20 protein-coding genes and 1 riboswitch are annotated in these 18515 nt (G+C 65.0%); of the genes, 11 read left to right on the top strand and 9 right to left on the bottom strand.

Translation table 11 applies throughout. The features are described from left to right. Positions 1-54 precede the first annotated feature (54 nt). Positions 55-2736, bottom strand: coding sequence for an alanine--tRNA ligase (gene alaS / locus ABIA40_RS06055; RefSeq protein WP_404539848.1), 2682 nt, complete (start codon positions 2734-2736; stop codon positions 55-57). A gap of 310 nt (positions 2737-3046) precedes the next feature. Beyond that, positions 3047-3137, top strand: a riboswitch (glycine riboswitch). Between the two features lie 145 nt (positions 3138-3282). Here alaS and gcvT point away from each other — a divergent pair. The 3 genes from gcvT to gcvP all read left to right on the top strand — a co-directional run bounded on the left by gcvT (position 3283) and on the right by gcvP (position 7825). Then, the gene (gene gcvT / locus ABIA40_RS06050; protein WP_404539845.1) at positions 3283-4428 is read left to right on the top strand and encodes a glycine cleavage system aminomethyltransferase GcvT; all 1146 of its coding nucleotides are present in this window, start codon (positions 3283-3285) and stop codon (positions 4426-4428) included. A gap of 9 nt (positions 4429-4437) precedes the next feature. Next, on the top strand, positions 4438-4806 hold the full coding sequence (gcvH, locus tag ABIA40_RS06045) for a glycine cleavage system protein GcvH (protein ID WP_404539842.1): 369 nt from the start codon (positions 4438-4440) through the stop codon (positions 4804-4806). Between the two features lie 154 nt (positions 4807-4960). Then, positions 4961-7825 carry an aminomethyl-transferring glycine dehydrogenase gene (gene gcvP, locus ABIA40_RS06040; RefSeq protein WP_404546175.1) on the top strand — a complete coding sequence of 955 codons (2865 nt, stop codon included), beginning with the start codon at positions 4961-4963 and terminating at the stop codon, positions 7823-7825. 130 nt (positions 7826-7955) lie between these two features. Here gcvP and ABIA40_RS06035 read toward each other — a convergent pair whose 3' ends face one another. Together ABIA40_RS06035 and recA are read right to left on the bottom strand one after the other, a co-directional pair. Then, a complete protein-coding gene (locus ABIA40_RS06035; RefSeq protein WP_404539839.1) occupies positions 7956-8888 on the bottom strand; it encodes a hypothetical protein in 933 nt (310 codons plus the stop codon). 106 nt (positions 8889-8994) lie between these two features. Beyond that, positions 8995-10083 (bottom strand): recombinase RecA, encoded by a 1089-nt coding sequence (gene recA, locus ABIA40_RS06030; protein WP_027577058.1) that lies wholly within the window; start codon positions 10081-10083, stop codon positions 8995-8997. A gap of 323 nt (positions 10084-10406) precedes the next feature. On the opposite strand from recA, the gene ABIA40_RS06025 reads away from it, so the two are divergent. Continuing rightward, on the top strand, positions 10407-10607 hold the full coding sequence (locus tag ABIA40_RS06025; RefSeq protein ID WP_404539836.1) for a hypothetical protein: 201 nt from the start codon (positions 10407-10409) through the stop codon (positions 10605-10607). Between the two features lie 156 nt (positions 10608-10763). After that, on the top strand, positions 10764-10934 hold the full coding sequence (locus tag ABIA40_RS06020; protein ID WP_225114240.1) for a hypothetical protein: 171 nt from the start codon (positions 10764-10766) through the stop codon (positions 10932-10934). Between the two features lie 556 nt (positions 10935-11490). On the opposite strand, the gene ABIA40_RS06015 is transcribed toward ABIA40_RS06020, so the two are convergent. Beyond that, on the bottom strand, positions 11491-11742 hold the full coding sequence (locus ABIA40_RS06015) for a DUF2798 domain-containing protein (protein WP_271545012.1): 252 nt from the start codon (positions 11740-11742) through the stop codon (positions 11491-11493). A gap of 236 nt (positions 11743-11978) precedes the next feature. On the opposite strand from ABIA40_RS06015, the gene ABIA40_RS06010 reads away from it, so the two are divergent. Further along, positions 11979-12167, top strand: a complete 189-nt coding sequence (locus ABIA40_RS06010) for a hypothetical protein (protein ID WP_109143203.1) — start codon at positions 11979-11981, stop codon at positions 12165-12167. A gap of 30 nt (positions 12168-12197) precedes the next feature. Here ABIA40_RS06010 and ABIA40_RS06005 read toward each other — a convergent pair whose 3' ends face one another. Then, positions 12198-12452, bottom strand: a complete 255-nt coding sequence (locus tag ABIA40_RS06005; protein ID WP_271545014.1) for a hypothetical protein — start codon at positions 12450-12452, stop codon at positions 12198-12200. 98 nt (positions 12453-12550) lie between these two features. Beyond that, positions 12551-12847: a hypothetical protein gene (locus ABIA40_RS06000; protein WP_109145724.1), complete on the bottom strand. Its 297-nt coding sequence runs from the start codon at positions 12845-12847 to the stop codon at positions 12551-12553. 361 nt (positions 12848-13208) lie between these two features. Between ABIA40_RS06000 and ABIA40_RS05995 the strand changes: the two genes are divergently transcribed. Beyond that, on the top strand, positions 13209-13673 hold the full coding sequence (locus tag ABIA40_RS05995; protein WP_271545016.1) for a PaaI family thioesterase: 465 nt from the start codon (positions 13209-13211) through the stop codon (positions 13671-13673). Between the two features lie 114 nt (positions 13674-13787). Here ABIA40_RS05995 and ABIA40_RS05990 read toward each other — a convergent pair whose 3' ends face one another. Beyond that, positions 13788-14081 (bottom strand): HdeA family protein, encoded by a 294-nt coding sequence (locus tag ABIA40_RS05990; RefSeq protein ID WP_404539831.1) that lies wholly within the window; start codon positions 14079-14081, stop codon positions 13788-13790. Positions 14082-14282: 201 nt separating this feature from the next. Between ABIA40_RS05990 and ABIA40_RS05985 the strand changes: the two genes are divergently transcribed. The 3 genes from ABIA40_RS05985 to ABIA40_RS05975 all read left to right on the top strand — a co-directional run bounded on the left by ABIA40_RS05985 (position 14283) and on the right by ABIA40_RS05975 (position 15773). Beyond that, positions 14283-14525 (top strand): PilZ domain-containing protein, encoded by a 243-nt coding sequence (locus ABIA40_RS05985; protein WP_404539828.1) that lies wholly within the window; start codon positions 14283-14285, stop codon positions 14523-14525. 407 nt (positions 14526-14932) lie between these two features. Next, positions 14933-15337, top strand: coding sequence for a hypothetical protein (locus tag ABIA40_RS05980; RefSeq protein WP_157280773.1), 405 nt, complete (start codon positions 14933-14935; stop codon positions 15335-15337). Between the two features lie 103 nt (positions 15338-15440). Beyond that, positions 15441-15773 carry a hypothetical protein gene (locus tag ABIA40_RS05975; protein WP_042336798.1) on the top strand — a complete coding sequence of 111 codons (333 nt, stop codon included), beginning with the start codon at positions 15441-15443 and terminating at the stop codon, positions 15771-15773. Positions 15774-15829: 56 nt separating this feature from the next. Here ABIA40_RS05975 and ABIA40_RS05970 read toward each other — a convergent pair whose 3' ends face one another. After that, positions 15830-16297: a DUF6691 family protein gene (locus ABIA40_RS05970; RefSeq protein ID WP_271545026.1), complete on the bottom strand. Its 468-nt coding sequence runs from the start codon at positions 16295-16297 to the stop codon at positions 15830-15832. A gap of 5 nt (positions 16298-16302) precedes the next feature. After that, positions 16303-16731: a YeeE/YedE family protein gene (locus ABIA40_RS05965; RefSeq protein WP_271545028.1), complete on the bottom strand. Its 429-nt coding sequence runs from the start codon at positions 16729-16731 to the stop codon at positions 16303-16305. Between the two features lie 231 nt (positions 16732-16962). On the opposite strand from ABIA40_RS05965, the gene ccoG reads away from it, so the two are divergent. Then, on the top strand, positions 16963-18399 hold the full coding sequence (gene ccoG, locus ABIA40_RS05960; RefSeq protein WP_404539824.1) for a cytochrome c oxidase accessory protein CcoG: 1437 nt from the start codon (positions 16963-16965) through the stop codon (positions 18397-18399). Positions 18400-18515: the final 116 nt, after the last annotated feature.

Here is an 18515-nt window from a genome sequence, read left to right as displayed (position 1 = left end):
CCGAACGGCGCGGAAAGGCGCCACGCCGTTGCCATTGAAGCCGCGACGCGCGCCTTAAGCGCCCGCCATCGCTTTTTCGATCGCGCTCAGGGCCTCGGACGCCTTGGCGCCATCGGGGCCGCCGGCCTGGGCCATGTCGGGCCGGCCGCCGCCGCCCTTGCCGCCGAGCGCCTCGGAGGCGATACGCACGAGATTCACGGCATTGAAGCGCGCGGTGAGGTCCTGTGTGACGCCGACCACAATTCCGGCCTTGCCGTCCCCGGTGACGCCGACGATGGCGACGACGCCCGAGCCAATCTGCTTCTTGCCGTCGTCGGCGAGACTCTTGAGATCCTTCATCTCGATGCCTTCGACCGCACGCGCCATCAGCTTGACGCCGCCGGCCTCGCGCACGCCCGACGCTGCGCCATTATTGCCGGCGGCAGCGCCGCCGCCCATCGCCAGCTTCTTGCGGGCATCGGAGAGCTCGCGCTCGAGCTTCTTGCGCTCCTCCATCAGCGCCGAGATGCGCGCCGGCACGTCGTCGAGCGAGGTGCGCAGCTCGTTCGCCGCAACCTTCGCCAGCGCCATGGTGTCGTTGGCATGCTTTCGCGCGTAGTTGCCCGTCAGCGCCTCGATCCGGCGCACGCCCGACGCGACCGCGCTCTCGCTCGTGACCGTGATCAGGCCGATATCGCCGGTGCGCTTCACATGCGTGCCGCCGCAGAGCTCGACCGACCAGCCGAGCGCGTTCGCGCCGCGCTCGCGCGCGGTCCTGCCCATCGAGACGACGCGGACCTCGTCGCCATATTTCTCGCCGAACAGCGCGCGCGCCCCGGCCTCGCGGGCCTCGTCGACGCCCATGACGCGCGTGGTGACCTCGTCGTTCTCCAGCACCACGTCGTTGGCGATGTCCTCGACCCGCGCGAGCTCTTCCGGAGTGATCGGCTTCGGATGCACGAAGTCGAAGCGCAGCCGATCCGGCGCGACCATCGAGCCGCGCTGGGCAATGTGATCGCCGAGCACCTGGCGCAGCGCCTCATGGATGATGTGGGTCGCCGAGTGATGGGCGCGGATGGTCGAGCGCCTGGAATGATCGACCTCGAGCTGCAGCGCGGTGCCGAGCTTCACTTCGCCACTCTCGACCGTGCCGATATGGACGAAGAGGTCGCCGAGCTTCTTCTGCGTATCGGTGACGCGGACCTTGATGCCGCCCTCGCCCGAGAACACGCCGGTGTCGCCGACCTGGCCGCCGGACTCCGCATAGAACGGCGTCTGGTTCAGCACGATCGCGCCCGTCTCGCCGGCCTTGAGGCTCGCGACCTCGGCGCCGTCCTTGACCAGCGCCGAGACCACGCCTTCGGCGCTCTCGGTCTCGTAGCCCAGGAATTCGGTGGCGCCGAGCTTCTCGCGCAGCGGGAACCAGATCGCCTCGGAGGCCGCCTCACCCGAGCCCTTCCAAGACTCGCGCGCCTTGGCCTTCTGGCGCTCCATCGCGTCGGTGAACGCCGCCTGGTCGACGCCGATGCCGCGCAACTTCAGCGCGTCCTGGGTCAGGTCGAGCGGGAAGCCGTAGGTGTCGTACAGCGTGAAGGCGACGTCGCCGTCGAACATGTCGCCTTTCTTCAGACCGGCGCTCTTCTCGTCCAGGATCGCCAAGCCGCGCGAAAGAGTCTTGCGGAAGCGGGTCTCTTCCAGCCGCAGCGTTTCCTCGATCAGCTTTTCCGCGCGGACCAGATCAGGATAGGCCTGGCCCATCTCGCGCACCAACGCCCAGACCAGCCGATGCATCAAGGGCTCCTTGGCGCCCAGGAGCTGCGCATGGCGCATCGCGCGGCGCATGATCCGGCGCAGCACATAGCCACGGCCCTCGTTGGAGGGCAGCACGCCGTCGGCGACCAGGAAGGCCGAGGAGCGCAAATGGTCGGCAATGACGCGGAACGAAGCCGCGGTGCGCTGGTTCGGCCCGGCGCCGAGCGCGGATGCGGCCGCATCGATCAGGTTCTTGAACAGGTCGGTCTCGAACACGGTCTCGACGCCCTGGAGGATGCAGGCCATGCGCTCCAGGCCCATGCCGGTGTCGATCGAGGGACGCGGCAGATTAACGCGCTCCTCCTTCGTCACCTGCTCGTATTGCATGAACACGAGATTCCAGAATTCGAGGAAGCGGTCGCCGTCCTCTTCCGGCGAGCCGGGAGGACCGCCCCAGATGTGCTCACCGCGGTCGATGAAGATCTCCGAGCAAGGGCCGCACGGCCCGGTGTCGCCCATCGCCCAGAAATTGTCGGAGGTCGGAATGCGGATGATGCGGTCGTCCGAGAAGCCGGCGATCTTCTTCCACAGCCCTGCCGCCTCGTCGTCGGTGTGGTAGACGGTGACGAGCAGCTTGTCCTTCTTCAGCCCGAACTCGGTCGTGATCAGCTTCCAGGCGAGCTCGATCGCGCGCTCCTTGAAGTAATCGCCGAACGAGAAATTGCCGAGCATCTCGAAGAAGGTGAGATGGCGCGCGGTGTAGCCGACATTGTCGAGGTCGTTGTGCTTGCCGCCGGCGCGCACACACTTCTGCGAGGTGGTGGCGCGCTGATAGGGCCGCTTCTCGACGCCGGTGAAGACGTTCTTGAACTGCACCATGCCGGCATTGGTGAACATCAACGTCGGGTCGTTGCGCGGCACGAGCGGCGAGGACGGCACGATCTCGTGGCCGTTCTCGGCAAAGAAGTTCAGAAAGGTCGACCTGATCTCGTTGACGCCGCTCATGTTCATCCAATCGGGTGTGCTAGAGCATGATCCGGAAAAGTGCGAAGCGGTTTTCCGGAAAGATCATGCTCAAACAAAGAGCTAAAGCGCGATGACTCATCGTGCTTTAGGGCCCGCTTTTTGCCGTCCAAACCGGACCGTTAAGGCTGATATCTGCGGGCCAAAGCGCTTTTAGACAAGGCCAGCTTCGCTGTCCAGAAACTGTGCAAGGAGATCAGAGGGTTGCCGCAGGCGCGCAATCTCGTTGGATAGGGCGCGCGGACGCGTTGACAGGCTTGGCTCCGCTGTGGTCTCTACCCATCTGTATCGTACGGCCACGTCGGGAGAGACCGGCACCTGGTAGCCGGCGCCGAAGGAGCAACCGCCCCGGAAACTCTCAGGCAAAAGGACCGCGTGGCTTTGACAGCATCTGGAAAGAGGCGCCGACGGGTGTAGACCCGGACAGCGTCCGCCGACGGGATAATACTCTCAGGCACAGCGACAGATGGGGCTTCGACTGGTGTCCATCGGGGAATCCTCTCCGGGGAACCGCCGAGGGCCCTCAAGATGCTAGCGCACGACCAAGACTCCCTGAAACGCACCCCCCTCTACGACCTCCATGTGTCCCTGGGGGGCAAGATGGTGCCGTTCGCGGGCTATGACATGCCCGTGCAGTACCCCGCGGGCGTCTTGAAGGAGCACGTCCATACCCGCACCAAAGCGGGCCTGTTCGACGTCTCCCACATGGGCCAGCTCGCGCTCCGGCCGAAATCCGGCAATGTGGAGGACGCCGCCCGCGCGCTGGAGCGGCTGGTGCCGCAGGATATCGTGGCGATCGCCGCAGGGCGGCAGCGCTACGCCCAGTTCACCAATGACGACGGCGGCATTCTCGACGACCTCATGGTCGCCAATTTCGGCGATCACCTGTTCCTGGTCGTCAACGCCGCCTGCAAGGCTGAGGACGAGGCGCACCTGCGCGCCAACCTGTCCGACGCCTGCGTGATCGAGCCGCTTGCCGACCGCGCGCTGATCGCGCTGCAGGGCCCGAAGGCCGAAGCTGTGCTGGCGAAATTCTGTGCAGAGGCGCCCGCCATGACATTCATGGACGCCGGCCCGCACGAGGTCGCCGGCATCAAGTGCTTCGTCTCGCGCTCCGGCTACACCGGCGAGGACGGCTTCGAGATCTCGGTTCCATCAGGCGATGCCGAACGCCTCGCAAAGATGCTGCTGGAAGATCCCGACGTGCTGCCGATCGGCCTCGGGGCCCGCGACAGCCTGCGGCTGGAAGCCGGGCTCTGCCTGTACGGCCACGACATCGACACCACGACCACGCCGGTCGAGGCCGCGCTGGAATGGTCGGTACAGAAAAGCCGCCGCACCGGCGGTGCACGCGCCGGCGGCTTTCCGGGCGCTGCGAAGATCCTCGCTCATTTCGATGGCGGCGCATCACGCCGCCGCGTCGGCTTGCGCGCCGAAGGCCGCGCGCCGGTGCGCGAGGGCGCGCTGCTGTTTGCCGACGCTGCGGGCGGCGAGCGGATCGGACAAGTCACCTCGGGCGGTTTCGGCCCGAGCCTGAATGCGCCGGTTGCGATGGGCTACGTGCCCACGAATCTGAGCGCGCTTGGCACAAAACTCTTCGCCGAGGTGCGTGGCCAGCGACTGCCGCTCGCGGTCGCCGCCATGCCCTTCGTGAAAAACACCTACAAACGCTGAGGACGAGACATGACCACGACGCTGTACACTTCCGACCATGAATGGCTCGCCATCGACGGCGACGTCGCCACGGTCGGCATCACCGATTACGCCCAGCAGCAGCTCGGCGACGTCGTGTTCATCGAGCTGCCCAAGGTCGGCCGCGCGCTGAAGAAGGCCGAAGCCGCCGCGGTCGTCGAATCCGTCAAGGCGGCCTCCGACGTCTACGCGCCCGTGACCGGCGAAGTGCTCGAGACCAATGCCGAGCTCGTGGCCGAGCCGGCGCTGGTGAACTCGGACGCGCAAGGCAAGGCCTGGTTCTTCAAGATCAAGATGGCCGACAGAAGCGAGCTCGGCGGCCTCATGGATGAAGCCGCCTACAAGGCGCATACGGCGTGAGATGACGAGTGTAGCCGCCCAATACTCAGTGTCATCACCCGCGAAGGCGGGTGATCCAGTACGCTGCGGCTTCTCGGCTCTAGCAATACTGCCTGCGTTTACTGGATGCCCCGCCTCCGCGGGGCATGACAGCGAAATCTAGCGAGGACCCATGATGACCGCGCACCGCAAATCCAACGGCGACACCGCCTCCTTCGTTCGCCGCCACATCGGCCCCTCCGCGCGAGACGTCACCGCGATGCTGGAGGCCGTCAGCGCCAAAAGCGTGGACGCGCTGATGGCGGAGACACTCCCCGCCTCGATCCGGCAGGCCTCTCCGCTCGATCTCGGCAAGCCGCTCAGCGAGACCGAGGCGATCGCGCACATGGCCGAGCTCGCAGGCCAGAACCAGGTCTTCACCTCGCTGATCGGCCAAGGCTATTCAGGCACCATCCTGCCCGCAGTGATCCAGCGCAACATCCTGGAGAACCCGGCCTGGTACACCGCCTATACGCCCTATCAGCCCGAGATCAGCCAGGGCCGGCTCGAGGCACTGCTCAACTTCCAGACCATGATCTGCGACCTCACCGGGCTCGACGTCGCCAACGCCTCGCTGCTCGATGAAGCCACCGCCGCGGCCGAAGCCATGGCGCTGGCCGAGCGCCACTCGCAGGTGAAAGCGAAGGCCTTCTTCGTCGACAAGGACGTGCATCCGCAGACGCTTGCGGTGATGCGCACCCGCGCCGAGCCGCTCGGCTGGACTCTGGTCGTCGGCGATCCCCTCACTGACCTCGACAAATCAGACGTGCTCGGCGCGCTGCTGCAATATCCCGGCTCTTCCGGTGCGGTGCGCGACCTCAGGCCGGCGATCGCGGCGCTGAAGGCCAAGGGCGCGCTCGCGATTCTGGCCGCCGATCTCCTCGCGCTGACGCTGCTGGCCTCGCCCGGCGAGTTGGGCGCCGACATCGCGATCGGCTCGGCCCAGCGCTTCGGCGTGCCGATGGGCTATGGCGGGCCGCACGCGGCCTATATGGCGGTGCGCGATGCGCTGAAGCGTTCGCTGCCCGGCCGCATCGTCGGCCTCTCCGTCGATTCCCGCGGGGCGCCGGCCTACCGGCTTGCGCTGCAGACCCGCGAGCAGCACATCCGCCGCGAGAAGGCGACCTCCAACATCTGCACCGCACAGGTGCTGCTCGCCGTGATCGCTTCGATGTATGCGGTCTATCACGGCCCCGAGGGCCTCACGCAGATCGCGCGCAACGTGCATCGCCGCACGGCGGTACTGGCGAGCGGCCTGCGCAAGCTCGGCTTCGCGCCGCAATCGGACAGCTTCTTCGACACGCTGAGCGTCGATGCCGGCGGCAAGCGCGCCGAGATCGTCGCGCGGGCAGCAAGCGAGAAGATCAATCTCGGTGTCGGTGATACCGCGCTTCGCATCGCGCTCGACGAGACCACGACGCCTGCGACGGTCGAAGCGGTCTGGCGCGCCTTCGGCGGCTCTCTCGCCTATGCCGAGATCGATGCCGAGACGCGCGAGGCACTGCCGGACGATCTGAAGCGCACCACCGCTTTCCTGACCCACCCCGTGTTCCACGCGCATCGCTCGGAGACCGAGATGCTGCGCTATATGCGCAAGCTCAGCGACCGCGACCTCGCGCTCGACCGCGCCATGATCCCGCTGGGATCCTGCACCATGAAGCTGAACGCGACCACCGAGATGATGCCGCTGACCTGGCCGGAATTCGGCTCGCTGCATCCGTTCGTCCCGCGCGAGCAGGCGGCCGGCTACCACGCGCTGTTCGCGCGGCTGGAAAAATGGCTGTGCGACATCACCGGCTATGACGCGATCTCGCTGCAGCCGAACTCGGGCGCGCAGGGCGAATATGCCGGGCTGCTCGCGATCCGCGGCTATCATGCCGCGCGCGGACAAAGCCATCGCAAGATCTGCCTGATCCCCTCCTCCGCCCACGGCACCAATCCGGCCTCGGCGGCGATGGTCGGCATGGACGTCGTGGTGGTCGCTTGCGAGAAGAACGGCGACGTCGACGTCAATGATCTTCGCGCCAAGGCGGAGAAGCATGCGAACAATCTCGCCGCGGTCATGATCACCTATCCCTCGACCCACGGCGTGTTCGAGGAGCACATCCGCGAGATCTGCGACATCGTGCACGGCCATGGCGGCCAGGTGTATCTGGACGGCGCCAACCTCAATGCGCAGGTTGGCCTCTCGAGGCCCGGCGATTACGGCGCGGACGTCAGCCATCTCAATCTGCACAAGACCTTCTGCATCCCGCATGGCGGCGGCGGCCCCGGCATGGGCCCGATCGGCGTCAAGGCGCATCTCGCGCCGTTCCTGCCGGGTCATCCGATGACGAATGCTGAAGCGCCGGTCGGCCCGGCCTCGGCCGCGCCGTTCGGGTCGGCTTCGATCCTCACCATCTCCTACATCTACATCCTGATGATGGGCGACGAAGGCCTGAAGCGCGCCACCGAGATCGCGATCCTCAACGCCAATTACATCGCAGCGCGTCTCGATCCGCACTTCCCGGTACTCTACAAGAACGCCAAAGGCCGCGTCGCGCATGAGTGCATCGTCGATCCCCGTCAACTGAAGACGACCAGCGGCGTCACCGTCGACGACATCGCAAAACGCCTGATCGATTACGGCTTCCACGCCCCGACCATGAGCTTCCCGGTGCCGGGCACGCTGATGATCGAGCCGACCGAGTCCGAATCCAAGGCGGAGCTCGATCGCTTCTGCGACGCCATGATCGCGATCCGCAAGGAGATCGCAGAGGTCGAGGCCGGCCGCTTCAAGATCGAGGCCTCGCCCCTGCGCCACGCCCCGCACACCGTGCACGACATCGCCGACGACGATTGGAAGCGCGCCTACACCCGCACCGAGGGTTGCTTTCCCGCCGGCGTCTCGCGCACCGACAAATATTGGTCCCCGGTGGGCCGCGTCGACAACGTCTACGGCGACCGCAACCTCGTGTGCTCCTGCCCGCCGGTGAGCGATTACGCGGAAGCTGCGGAGTGAGGTTTCGTAGGGTGGGTTCGCGGGCGGCGGCGGGAAGCGCTGTCGCCTGCGTAACCCACCACGTCTGCTTTCACCGAGATGAACAGTGGCGGATTACGCCTTCGGTTACCCCACAACAGTGAATGTGTCTCTAGGGCGCAACCAACAACCGGCGTTCGTCATCCCAGCGCCAAAGCCGTTCGTTGGCGAGAAGGGTGCCGCCCCACCAGCGCCGAAGCGGATTATGGCGGCAGAAGTCCTCGTCTCCTGCGAGGATCGCCTTGCCGAGATCCGTGAGCGACAAGCGGGATTGCTTGTATCGTGCATGACGGAGGGCATCATCATGCATGTCGAGCGTGAACGGTCCCTCCTCCAGGCCGGATACGGCCGGCACCGGGCAGCGCGCAAGTCCATCGAGCAACGCCCCCACCTCCCAGTAGTCGAAGACGCGACGCTCGTTAGGCTTCTGATATCCCGGGAAGACGTCATAGGGCTGCACCCCACCCGGCGCGATTGATTCCAGCATCCGCATTTCCGTGGCGCCAAGGCCACTGGTCACGTTTGGAAGCTCTTCGAGCAGGGCGACGACGCAATGCTCGAGCTTCGGAAGCAGGCGCAAGTCCGTTTCGAGCAGGCCGAACCAGGCCTGTGGCGTCGGCGCACGATAAGCTCGCCACGCGCGACCCGCCAGGCCAACGTGATCTTGCGTGAGCCTGACCAGCGGCGGGTTCAGCTTCGCGAGGCCCTCGGGACCGAGACCGCTCACGGCGATGTCCAGCGGACGCATCACGAGTTTGGAGGCTGCCGCTCTATCGCTGCCGCAATGGTCGAGCAGCCAGAGCAAGATCAATTGCGCATTTGGCTCTGGCTCCATCCACAGTTCGACCGTGTCATACTCTAAGAACAGCTCGATCAGCCCGTGAGAGCCCGAGCCTTCGAGGCGCCAGAATGCATCGAGTTCCGCGGTGGACGGCAGCGATCCCCAAACAAGCCGGCGCTCGATCGCCATGACGAGGTCGGCGAGGCCCGCCCGCTGTATCGCGCCGGCGGCGGATGAATCTGTCGTCAAGATCAGCCGCTTCATCGCACCACCTGATCAACGCAACGCACAAACGAAACGGGCACCGAAGACGTCGGCAACTCAACGTCCTCAGTGCCCGCTCCTCGCGAAAAGCTCTTCGCGTTAAGGCTTACTCGTCCGCCGGCTCCTCGCCGTCGGCGTCGCGCTCCGGCGTGCCGGCGAGGATCTGCTCGGCGATCAGGCCGGAATTCTGCCGGATCGCGGTCTCGATCTTGGCGGTGATGTCGGGGTTGCCCTTCAGGAACGCCTTGGCATTCTCGCGGCCCTGGCCGAGGCGCTGGCTGTCATAGGAGAACCAGGCGCCGGACTTCTCGACGATGCCGGCCTTGACGCCGAGATCGAGGATCTCGCCCATCTTGGAGACGCCCTCGCCGTACATGATGTCGAACTCGACCTGCTTGAATGGCGGCGCCAGCTTGTTCTTGACCACCTTGACGCGCGTGGTGTTGCCGACCACCTCGTCGCGCTCCTTGATCGCACCGATGCGGCGGATGTCGAGGCGGACGGAAGCGTAGAATTTCAGCGCATTGCCGCCGGTGGTCGTTTCCGGCGAGCCGTACATCACACCGATCTTCATGCGGATCTGGTTGATGAAGATCACCATGGTGTTGGACTTGTTGATGGAGGCCGTCAGCTTGCGCAGCGCCTGGCTCATCAACCGCGCCTGAAGACCCGGCAGCGCATCGCCCATCTCACCCTCGAGCTCGGCCTTCGGCACCAGCGCCGCCACCGAATCGACCACGAGAACGTCGACCGCGCCCGAGCGCACCAGGGTGTCGCAGATCTCCAGCGCCTGCTCGCCGGTGTCGGGCTGCGAGATCAGGAGCTCGTCGATGTTGACGCCGAGCTTGCGGGCATAGACCGGATCGAGCGCGTGCTCGGCGTCGATGAAGGCGCAGATGCCGCCCTTCTTCTGCGCTTCCGCCACCGTATGCAGCGCCAGCGTGGTCTTGCCGGAGGATTCCGGCCCGTAGATCTCGACGATGCGTCCCTTGGGCAGACCGCCGATGCCGAGCGCGATATCGAGCCCGAGCGAGCCGGAGGACACCGCCTCGATGTCCATGGAGCGGTCGTTCTTGCCGAGCTTCATCACCGAGCCCTTGCCGAACTGCCGCTCGATCTGGGAGAGCGCGGCGGCCAGAGCTTTACTCTTGTCCATGGAGGATCCTTCGACGATACGCAGGGCAGTTGCGGACATTGGGTCGTGCTCCTTATGGCGAGGATTCGCGTGAGGGACAAACAGTTGCGAGGCAGCTCGGCGATAAAAGCAATGTACCTCATTTGTTCTCAGTTCGCAATATGTTCTTTTGCGGATTTTGTCTTTCTAACTGGACCAGGAGACAACGGAGCTGGTCGAACCTGCCATGCTGGATCGTCACGCCGTCCGCACTGAGTGCACAACTGAACAGACGCGGATCCATTTCTGGATCCTAATGCATCATCACCGCGCGGACCGTGGCCACTTCGGTGATGAGACCGCTGACCTCGCGCTCCCGCCTCCTGGCACGGAAAGAGCGCGCCATGTTGAAGCGACGACGTTTCAAGCAGCAACTGACCCTTCAGGACCGGCTGTCGGCATGGGTGAAGCAGCTCCGCGAGCAGGCGTCCAAGCTACCTCCGGGGCCGGAGCGGGACGCGCTGCTCAAGAAGGCGCGCCAGGCCGACGTTGCCAATCATCTGAACGATTGGGTCAAATCGCCAGGGCTGCAGCCGCCGAAATAGCCGGGCCTGCGCCGGGTTCCTCGAAGCGAACATGACCGGGATCAACGACGCGCGACTGGGCCGCCGTCATGTTTCCGTAATCCTACGGCACCGAACCTTTTGGCGGTCTCGGGCCTTCTGTGGGGATGGGACCGCAACTTTTGGGGACCTCTGATCATGACGAACAACGACACGCAGCACGATACGCTCAGGCGAAAGCCGCTGCTGGACGCGGCGCACGAGGAGATGGTGAAGTTCGAGCGCAAGGAAAACGAGTTCCGCAAGAAGGACCGCGAAGAGCGCGCCGCCGAGCTCCGTCTGCCGCTGAACGAGATCAAGGTTCATTAAGCACTGCCAGGACCGCCCTCCGGAGCGGGCCTGGCCCGCCCGCGATGCGGCACTCCGCTCCGGTCCTTGGCCGGAACCTCCGATCGGCATCGCCGGTCGGGGCGCCGCGACCGCAGATGCACCGGGTAGCTAAATACTACCAGCGAGCCATTGGCGAAGCGATGAAATCGCCAGGACCTACTGTGCATGGGGTTGTTTTGCCACTTTTGAGAGGCAAGGCGCGCCGGCACCGTCGATGGGACGGCCCGGCACGTCAATTCCGTCCGCAGCAGCGCGCCTGCTACAGCACCGCCAGCAGAACCAGGCCTATCACCAGCACGACGAAGCCAGCCGCCGTCGCGGCGGCGAATGACCGCTCTACGTTATCCATATGATGCCACCCCGTTTCCGGCGCGCCACGTTTCCCCCATGGCTGCGCCGAACGGATAAAATCTTGCCGACGGGTGTGTCCGCAGTGGTGCGGACGGATGTCGAAATTGGGACCGGTACGGGGCCAGTGTGCGGCCTTTCGCTCGCGCGCCTGCTTTCGCCAGCCAGCCGGCTATGGTTCGCCCGGCTACCGGCCGGCGCGGGGCTCCCGCTCCTCCTGGGTCAGGCGCAGCGAGAAGGCGCGGATCGCGGGCGCCGCCAGCAGCACGACCGGCAGCATCGCGGCCCATGCGATCAACCAGGACACCATCCAGTGCCGCACGAAGAGCATCGGGCTGCCTGCGGGAAAGCTGGCCACTCCCGCCGCGATCAGCGAGGTCAGCCCGGATTGGATGATGCCGAAGACGAAATGCGAGTAGCGGCGGGGAATGCCGAGCATGAAGCGCCCATGGTTGCTTGCCCGGGGATCACGCAAGCAAGGCACATGCCGTCGAGCGGATCCGGCGCTTCGATTGGAACCGCGCTGCGGGACCGCCGGATGCACCCCGGCCGGCTCCAGGAACTTTGTTCATGGTCGGAGAACCACGGAGGCCGCGGGCGACATTTTTCTTGCCTGCGGAATATTGCGACGACCAACATGTTTGCAGGCACAAGGGTGAATCGTGGGAGGTGACCATGAATCACAGGGGCGTCGAGTTCACCATCGCCAAGACGGCGATTCCCGGAATCTGGCAGTGGCAGTTCCGCATCGGCGACCGGATCAAGACCGGCAAGACCGAGACCAGGATCGATCTGCTGGCGATCCGGCGCGTGCAGCTGCGCATCGACCGCGAGCTGAAGGCGATCGGGCGAAAGACGGCCTGAACCGTTTCGCCTTCTGCGTCATAGCGCGCGTCAGTCGGCGCTGGGCAGCCGACGCATGGTGAACTCGATATCGCCGCCGGGCAATTCGCGCCAGGTCTCGACCTCGCTCATATAGCCGGCCTTGGGGTAGCGGGCGAAGAAGGCCTGCGCCCGCTCCCGCGCCGCCGCCCGCGGCAGCGTGAAGGTCTCGCGCAGATAGCCGTCGCCGGCGGACTGGCCGGACTTGCCGGCGGCCTTGCGCCGGCGCGCCATCCGCTCGGCGAGATCCTGCGGACGATCGGCCATGTCCTGCCTTCCTCTGCGCACTACGCTACGGACAATGTAGGGCGCCGGCCGGATCAAGAGGAGTCCTTCCGAGGAGCGTTGTGCCTCCCCGGAACGGATCAGTTGGCGGCCGTCCCGCTCTTGGTCTTCTTCGGCGCACTGGTTGCGGCCGACGCCTTCGGCGCCGCCGGCTGCTTCGGCTGTTCGGCGCGCATGCCGCCCCAGGGATCGCTGGACGGCTTGGAATCCGGAATCTTCTTCAGCGTTTCCTTGTAGGCCTTCTCACGCTCGGCCTCGATGGCCTTCTCCTCCGGCGACTTGCTCGGGGCATCCTGCATCAAATTGATGTTGGGCATTTGCGCGTAGGCAGGTCCCGCCAGCACGGCCAGCACCGCGGCCAAACGGAAAAGCTTCATCATCCACTCCTTAAGTCTTCCATGAGGCGCGGATCGCTGCGCGCCGTGTCATCCTCGTCAGCCCGGTCACGACCCGGTGGCCGCTAGTGCCGATCCGATCGGCATGATTTGGGCGCCTGCAGCCAATCGTCCCAGATCGGACCGCATTTGGTGCACCCGCTCAGCGCGAGACCGAGCAGGCCCATGCAAAAGACGAGGACACACCGACGCAACATCATCCACCCCTACCCAAGCGAGGCATCATATCGGGCCAAGTCAGGCATTTTCAAGCCGAGGCGGCCGGCGCGAGACCGGGTGACTTTGCCTCGGCGATGCGCACAATGCGGCGAAACATCCGGCAACACAGGAGAGCGCGACAGCAATGCAAATGCAGCCAGAAGCCGAGTTCGGCCCCGCCGACGCCAGTCGCATCCTCGGCGAGGTCTTTGCGCCCTGGGTCCAGGATCTCAACCTTGCGGTCGAGCGCATCGAGCATGTGCCGCCCGCAGACGTCCCCGATTGGCAGCCCGGCGCGCTGCTGCGCATGCCGTTTTCGGAGCGGCTGTGCCGCAATGGCGGCGTGGTCTGCGGCCAGGCCCTGATGGCGCTCGCCGATACCGCGATGGTGATCGCGATCCTCGCGGCCAATCGCGGCTACCGTCCCATGACCACGGTCGATCAGACCACGCATTTCATGCGCGCGATCGCCGCGTCCGACGTGCTGGCGGACGCGCGCGTGGTGCGGCTCGGGCGCACAATGAGCTTTGGCCGCGTCACGCTGCTCTCGGCCGCCGACGGCAAGCCGGCCGCGATGGTGTCGAGCGCGTTCGCAATGCTGCCGGGGTGAACGCGCCCTGAAAACAAGAGAGCCGCGCGAAGCGCAAGGCTTGGCCCGGCTCTCGATGGAAATCGTGTCGGGACAGCAAGCGCGATCGCGCTTGCCGTCATTGCGCCGGGAATGTCACTTGCCGAGGATCTCGTCGGCCGCAGTGACGACGCTGACGGTCGGATTCTTTCCGCAATAGGCGCCGAACTTCTTGGCATTCTCGATGAAGACGTCGGTGTCGATGATCGCGTTGTCCTCGTCGCCCTTGTACCAGCCCTCCATCCAGGTTAGCACGACGCCGATGTTGTCCTCGCCGCTCTCGAGGAACTGCTTGCAGGTCATGGTCGAGAGGTCCCACTTGACGGCGTGGGCGGGCATCGAGGCCAGCGAGAGCGCTGCGGCGAACAAAATCGAAAGCGAAGTCTTCATCAATATCTCCATCGGCGCGTCGCGCCATAAAGGAAAGGCACTTGTGTGGGCTCTTGGCTCTTTGGGCAGGTTCGTGGGAGCGGCTCGCCGCTCCAACGTCGTAAACAAAGTCTGAAACGCCGTGCAAGTAGCGCCAGTATTGAGTTTAGTTCAACGTAATTTCTCTGCACTACTTCCTACTCATCGGCAGGACTAACGCGGATGATTGAGAAGCGCACATCGCAACGTCACCGTGTTTTCAAGGGTGGAAAGATCACCTTTGAAAACGGCGGCATTGCTTGCACGGTGCGCAACATGTCGGCGGGCGGCGCGGCGATCGACCTCGACACTCCCGTCATGTTGCCGCCATCGGTCACGCTCTCGATCGCGTGCGACGATTTCGTACGGCATTGTCGCACAGTTTGGCGCAGCGACAAGCGCGTCGGCCTCGCTTTCGTGCAATAGCGGGCGCGATGTGAACGAAGGTTCGCATCGCATGCACAACACGATCACGATTGCTTAGATGCGGCGGCGCCGGCCCGCGACTCGCAATCACGAGCCTAGCGACCACGCGCGCGATCGAAGATGAAACCGCAACAGATCGTGTGCGACAGGAGCGACGGCGCCTCGCCGAAACCAAGAGGCAGGTCCGCACCATCCGCTCACGTCATTTCGGCGGCGTCAGCACCAACACGGCGCCCGCGATCACCAATATGCTCACCACAGCAATCCCCCGCCTCTGGGGTAGAAACTAGCCCGCAATCGCGGAATAGCAATGTCGCAGGTTCCAAGACTTCAGCAAATCTTGATCGGCCGCGACTTCGTCGGATCGCAATCGTGCCTATCTGTTGGCCCGCAGGGGACCTTCACGGATGTTGCGGATCATTGCTCATGCGGCGCTGCTCGTCGGCGCGCTTGCGCTCGGTGCCTGCGGCTTTGCCGACAGCCGCGCACCGGTGCCGGAGTTCATGCGCATGAAGGAGGCCGAGCAGCCGCCGCCGGAAGCGCCGCCCGACGTCAAGCGCGTGCTGCGCGAACAGATCGACGTCGTCTTTCTCGCAACGTCCTATCCGCGTGAGGTTCACGTCGCCCCGCCGCATCGTGAGCTGCGAGGACCGGGCTGGACGGCGTGCGTCCGCGCGCAGCTCACCTCGGCGACCGGCACGTCGCTCGGCGCCCAGACCTACGTCGTGACGATCAACGCCGGCAAGGTCGTGGACCGCCGGCGCGCCGACGCCGACGACATCTGCGGCACCGAGACTTACGAGCCGATCTAGGAACCCGCCTTAACGACAGGGTTCCGGGAAAAACCAGTACCGCGACCGGGAACGATCACCGCCTCCCCTTCTTGTTACCGCCGAGGGCAGTTTCGAGGAGGACATGATGAGGACGTTGACTATTGCGCTGTTAGCAGGCGTGGGTGCCTTGGCCGCCGCCTCGGGGGCCAAGGCTTCCGATATCTATACGAGCAGCGAATACACCAATCCGGATCTCGTGCAGCAGGTGCGACTCGTCTGCGACGAGGACGGCCGCTGCTATCGCACTCGCGGCGGTTCGCGCGTGATCGTGCGCGATTCCTATAACTACATGCCGCGCGATCGCTATTACGAGCGCCGGACCTATCATCGCCACTACGACGACGGCCCGCGCGCCGGCGTCGGCATTCGCGCGCCCGGCGTCAGCGTCGGCGTCGGTGTGGACGACCGCTGGTAAGCGATGAAGGCTTGATGGTCGGGGACCGGGCGAGACTATTTGCCCGGTCCGTGACTTCAGGTTTCGAGTGGATCGGCCGGCATGACGTAGCGCGTCGATGACGGCAGCTGAGCGATGAAGCGGGCGAGCACCATGCCGGCGCACATCGCCAAGACGAAGATGACGGCGGAGAGCGAGCCAAATCCGAGCGCGGTCAGCGCCGGCCCCGGGCAAAAGCCCACCAAGCCCCAGCCGACACCGAAGATCGCAGGACCTGCGACGATCCTGGGATCGATGTCTCGCCGAGTCGGCAAATAGAAGCGATCAGCGAAGAATGGACGCGGAAGCTTGAGAACGCGGCTGAAGCCGACGAAGGTCACGGCCACCGCGCCCGCCATCACGAAGGCGAGGCTTGCATCCCATGTCCCTGCCGGAATGCCGGCGACGTCCAGGAAGTTCAGCACTTTCGCTGGGTCCGACATGCCGGAGACAATGAGGCCGAGACCGAAGATCAGCCCGATCGCGAATTGAACCAGGATTGCCATCGCCGTCAGCTCCAGTGCCGCATCAAGAACACGGTCGCCATGCCGGCGGCCATGAAGGTGATGGTCGCAACCAGGGAGCGCACCGACAGCCGCGACAGGCCGCAAACGCCGTGGCCCGAGGTGCAGCCGCTGCCCCACACCGAACCGAAACCCGTCAGCATTCCGCCGATGATCAGGAGGGCCGGCCCCGCCGCGATCGTCTGCTCCGGCAGACCTCCGGTGACGAGCCGCACCAGCACGGGCGCAGCAGCGAGACCGGCGACGAAGGCGAGGCGCCCGGCGAATTCGCGATCCTCATAGGGCGGAAACAGCCGCGCAGCGATGCCGCTGACGCCGGCAATCCGCCCCGTTGCCCACATCAGCAGAACGGCCGCGAGGCCAATCATCGCACCGCCAACGAGCGACGCGATCGGCATAAAAGACGTCGTGACCATGACCTCTCCCGAGCGAGAGCGCCCTTGCGTTGGGCGCAAATACCATGGCGGCACTATTCCAGCATCTCGGAAATGATGCGCGCATTGAGTCTGGTCAAACCGAGGCGGGACGGCCGAACGATATACTACAGCATCGCGAGCCAAAGTCCGCGCAGTGCTGGAGGTTTTGTACCGCCTCTTCTGCGCCGCCAGGTGGGACTCTCGCCTTCGCAAGACGCGGGGAGCACTGCCATGACCGACGACACCTTCATCGAGGGACCTCTCTACGAGAAACGGAAGAAGGTCTATCCGCAGTCGGTCCATGGCCCTTTCCGCCGCATCAAATGGGCGATCCTGTGCGTCACGCTCGGAACCTATTACCTGCTGCCGTTCGTGCGCTGGAATCGCGGACCCGGCCTGCCCGACCAGGCCGTGCTGATCGACTTCCCGCATCGGCGCTTTTACTTTTTCTTCATCGAGCTGTGGCCGCAGGAGGTCTACTACTTCACCGGCCTCCTCATCATCGCGGCGATGATTCTGTTCCTGATGAACGCGGTCGCGGGGCGGCTGTGGTGCGGCTATATGTGTCCGCAGACCGTGTGGACCGACCTGTTCTATGCGGTCGAGCGTTGGGTCGAGGGCGACCGGCGCGAGCGCATGCAGGGCGACAAGCGCTACTGGACGTACGACCATCTTCGCAAGGTCGCGCTCAAGCACTTCCTCTGGATCATGATCGCCTGGTGGACCGGCGGTGCCTGGGTGCTCTACTTTTCCGACGCGCCGACGCTGGTGAAGGAGCTCGCCACCTTCCAGGCCCCGTTCATCGCCTATCTCTGGATCGGCATCCTCACCGCCACGACCTATGTCTTTGCCGGTCATGCCCGCGAGCAGATGTGCATCTACATGTGCCCGTGGCCGCGGATCCAGGCGGCGCTGACCGACGAATGGGCGCTCAACGTCACCTATCGGCGTGACCGCGGCGAGCCGCGCATGTCGGTGAAGAAGGCGGATGCCGCGCGCGCCCATGGCGATCCCGCCGGCGACTGCGTCGACTGCCATCAGTGCATCAATGTCTGCCCGACCGGCGTCGACATCCGCCACGGCATCCAGCTCGGCTGCATCCAGTGCGGCCTGTGCATCGACGCCTGCGACAACGTCATGCGCGAGATCGGCCGGCCCCAGGGCCTGATCGGCTACGACACCGACATCAACATGCAGCGCCGACGCGAGGGCAAGCCGCCGATCTACCGCATCATCCGTCCGCGCACGCTGATCTATGCCGCGGCAATCGCCATTGTGGGCAGCATCATGCTGTACACTCTCGCCACCCGCGCGACGATGGACGTCAACGTGCTGCACGAGCGCAATCCCGTCTTCGTCCAGCTTTCGGACGGCGGCGTGCGCAACGACTACACCGTGCGTATCCTCAACAAGAGTGCACAGCGATCGTTTGCGCTCGAAGTCTCCGGTCTGCCGGGCGCGACCATTCGCGTCGCCGGCATCGAGGCGGAACCCGGCGGCAAGCCCATCATCGAGGTCGGGCAGGATCAGACCCGCGAGGTCAGGCTGTCGGTACAGGTCGGGCCCAGCGACCTGCCGAAGACCTCCCGCGACATCGAGATCACCATCACCGATACCGCCAGCGGCGGCCGCGCAAGCACCCCCGATCATTTCGTGCCGAGAGACTAGCCAAGATTCCTCAGGGTCACCCCCCGCCGGATGCTGAATGGAATGTTAACACTACCGCTCGAATTACGGCGGCGTGCCAACGGTATTTTCCAATCTTTGCGCTAAGCATGACCGGT

The organism is Bradyrhizobium sp. USDA 223 (assembly GCF_044909005.1).
In the GTDB taxonomy this organism is placed as follows: Bacteria; Pseudomonadota; Alphaproteobacteria; order Rhizobiales; family Xanthobacteraceae; genus Bradyrhizobium; species Bradyrhizobium yuanmingense.
The sequence above is the reverse complement of the archived record's forward strand: the minus strand, read 5'-3'. Positions and strand labels throughout refer to the sequence as shown.

What these genes read in the sequence shown, in the direction of transcription:
- ABIA40_RS05990 (WP_404539831.1), bottom strand. Translation starts at nt 14,081, where the DNA reads ATGAAGACTTCGCTTTCGATTTTGTTCGCCGCAGCGCTCTCGCTGGCC.
- ABIA40_RS05980 (WP_157280773.1), top strand. Translation starts at nt 14,933, where the DNA reads ATGTTGCGGATCATTGCTCATGCGGCGCTGCTCGTCGGCGCGCTTGCG.
- gcvT (WP_404539845.1), top strand. Translation starts at nt 3,283, where the DNA reads ATGCTAGCGCACGACCAAGACTCCCTGAAACGCACCCCCCTCTACGAC.
- ABIA40_RS06015 (WP_271545012.1), bottom strand. Translation starts at nt 11,742, where the DNA reads ATGCTCGGCATTCCCCGCCGCTACTCGCATTTCGTCTTCGGCATCATC.
- gcvH (WP_404539842.1), top strand. Translation starts at nt 4,438, where the DNA reads ATGACCACGACGCTGTACACTTCCGACCATGAATGGCTCGCCATCGAC.
- recA (WP_027577058.1), bottom strand. Translation starts at nt 10,083, where the DNA reads ATGTCCGCAACTGCCCTGCGTATCGTCGAAGGATCCTCCATGGACAAG.
- alaS (WP_404539848.1), bottom strand. Translation starts at nt 2,736, where the DNA reads ATGAGCGGCGTCAACGAGATCAGGTCGACCTTTCTGAACTTCTTTGCC.
- ABIA40_RS06010 (WP_109143203.1), top strand. Translation starts at nt 11,979, where the DNA reads ATGAATCACAGGGGCGTCGAGTTCACCATCGCCAAGACGGCGATTCCC.
- ABIA40_RS05995 (WP_271545016.1), top strand. Translation starts at nt 13,209, where the DNA reads ATGCAAATGCAGCCAGAAGCCGAGTTCGGCCCCGCCGACGCCAGTCGC.
- ABIA40_RS05965 (WP_271545028.1), bottom strand. Translation starts at nt 16,731, where the DNA reads ATGGTCACGACGTCTTTTATGCCGATCGCGTCGCTCGTTGGCGGTGCG.
- ABIA40_RS06005 (WP_271545014.1), bottom strand. Translation starts at nt 12,452, where the DNA reads ATGGCCGATCGTCCGCAGGATCTCGCCGAGCGGATGGCGCGCCGGCGC.
- ABIA40_RS06000 (WP_109145724.1), bottom strand. Translation starts at nt 12,847, where the DNA reads ATGAAGCTTTTCCGTTTGGCCGCGGTGCTGGCCGTGCTGGCGGGACCT.
- ABIA40_RS05975 (WP_042336798.1), top strand. Translation starts at nt 15,441, where the DNA reads ATGATGAGGACGTTGACTATTGCGCTGTTAGCAGGCGTGGGTGCCTTG.
- ABIA40_RS06025 (WP_404539836.1), top strand. Translation starts at nt 10,407, where the DNA reads ATGTTGAAGCGACGACGTTTCAAGCAGCAACTGACCCTTCAGGACCGG.
- ABIA40_RS06035 (WP_404539839.1), bottom strand. Translation starts at nt 8,888, where the DNA reads ATGAAGCGGCTGATCTTGACGACAGATTCATCCGCCGCCGGCGCGATA.
- gcvP (WP_404546175.1), top strand. Translation starts at nt 4,961, where the DNA reads ATGACCGCGCACCGCAAATCCAACGGCGACACCGCCTCCTTCGTTCGC.
- ABIA40_RS05985 (WP_404539828.1), top strand. Translation starts at nt 14,283, where the DNA reads ATGATTGAGAAGCGCACATCGCAACGTCACCGTGTTTTCAAGGGTGGA.
- ABIA40_RS06020 (WP_225114240.1), top strand. Translation starts at nt 10,764, where the DNA reads ATGACGAACAACGACACGCAGCACGATACGCTCAGGCGAAAGCCGCTG.
- ABIA40_RS05970 (WP_271545026.1), bottom strand. Translation starts at nt 16,297, where the DNA reads ATGGCAATCCTGGTTCAATTCGCGATCGGGCTGATCTTCGGTCTCGGC.
- ccoG (WP_404539824.1), top strand. Translation starts at nt 16,963, where the DNA reads ATGACCGACGACACCTTCATCGAGGGACCTCTCTACGAGAAACGGAAG.